The organism is Mesorhizobium sp. M7A.F.Ca.CA.002.04.1.1, from assembly GCF_004022805.1.
Taxonomy (GTDB): domain Bacteria; phylum Pseudomonadota; class Alphaproteobacteria; order Rhizobiales; family Rhizobiaceae; genus Mesorhizobium; species Mesorhizobium ciceri.
Genome location: NZ_RZPL01001135.1, coordinates 1 through 1043, shown reverse-complemented (window position 1 = coordinate 1043; position 1043 = coordinate 1). Strand labels below are relative to the sequence as shown.

Sequence of the window (1043 nt, the reverse complement as noted above, 5' to 3'; positions counted from 1 at the left end):
GGCGCCACCGGCTCGGCGGGTTGCTCCTGCCGCTCTGGCACGGCTGGTGCTTTCTGATCGGCGCCTCGGTGCTGACGACCTGGCAGCATCACTTCATCGACATCCCGACCGGCGCGCTGCTCGGGTTCTTTGCGCTGTGGCTGTTTCCGCGCAGCGGCGCATTGCCGTTTGCAGGCTTCCGGCTGACCAACGATGCGAAAGCGCGGCGGCTGGCGCGGTTCTACGCTATGGGCGCCGTCCTCGCGCTGGCCGGTGCCGCGCTCGGTGCCTACGTTTGCGCCGTCGCGCTCTTCCTGCTTTGGCCGGCGCTGGCGCTGGCCATCGTCACCCTCGCCTATGCAGGGGCAGGCGAAAAAGTGTTCCAGAAATCCGCCGATGGCAGCATGACGCTTGCAAGCCGTGTCCTGCTCTTGCCTTATCGCCTCGGCGCCAGGGCAAACATATGGGCCTGGACGCGCAATCTTGCCCCCCAGGTGGCGATTGCCGAAGGTGTCTTTCTCGGGCGCTTTCCCACGGCAAGCGAGGCCAACAGCTTCGGCACGGTCATCGACCTCGCCGCCGAACTCGAAAAGCCGGCGACAACCGATTGCCGCTGGATCAGCTTTCCGATGATCGACCTGTTGCCGCCGCCACTGGCGATACGGCAACAGGCAGCCGGCGCGCTGGAGAATGCACGCCGCGACGGCACCGTCCTGGTGTGCTGCGCGCTCGGCTTCCAGCGCAGCGCCGGCGTCGTCGCCGAATGGCTGGTGGCGACCGGCAGGGCCGGGACGCCGACGCTCGCCCGCGAGATGCTCGCGGCCGCCGGCCGGCCGGTCCACCTTGCAGAGGCCACTGGGCGGGCGGCGTCATGACAGGCAATACCTATCAGGACCGCACCGACCGCTTCGCCGGCATGCTGATGCGACAGGCCGCGTGGCCGGCCGCAATCGTGCTGACCGCAAATGTCCTTGCGCCTCTAGCCGCGTCGGCGCGCGGTGCCTTCGAGACCTTGCCCGCGGCCATCGCTTTGTCGATCGCCGCCGCGAGCGCGGTTGCTGTGC

Annotated in this window: 2 pseudogenes; both read left to right on the top strand. The window is 68.6% G+C overall.

Features of this window, described 5'->3' with window-relative positions:
• Window positions 1–854, top strand: a pseudogene (locus tag ENZ75_RS32785) (serine/threonine protein phosphatase); the annotation flags it as partial.
• Window positions 851–1043, top strand: a pseudogene (locus ENZ75_RS32780) (hypothetical protein); the annotation flags it as partial. The pseudogenes ENZ75_RS32785 and ENZ75_RS32780, both read left to right, overlap by 4 nt.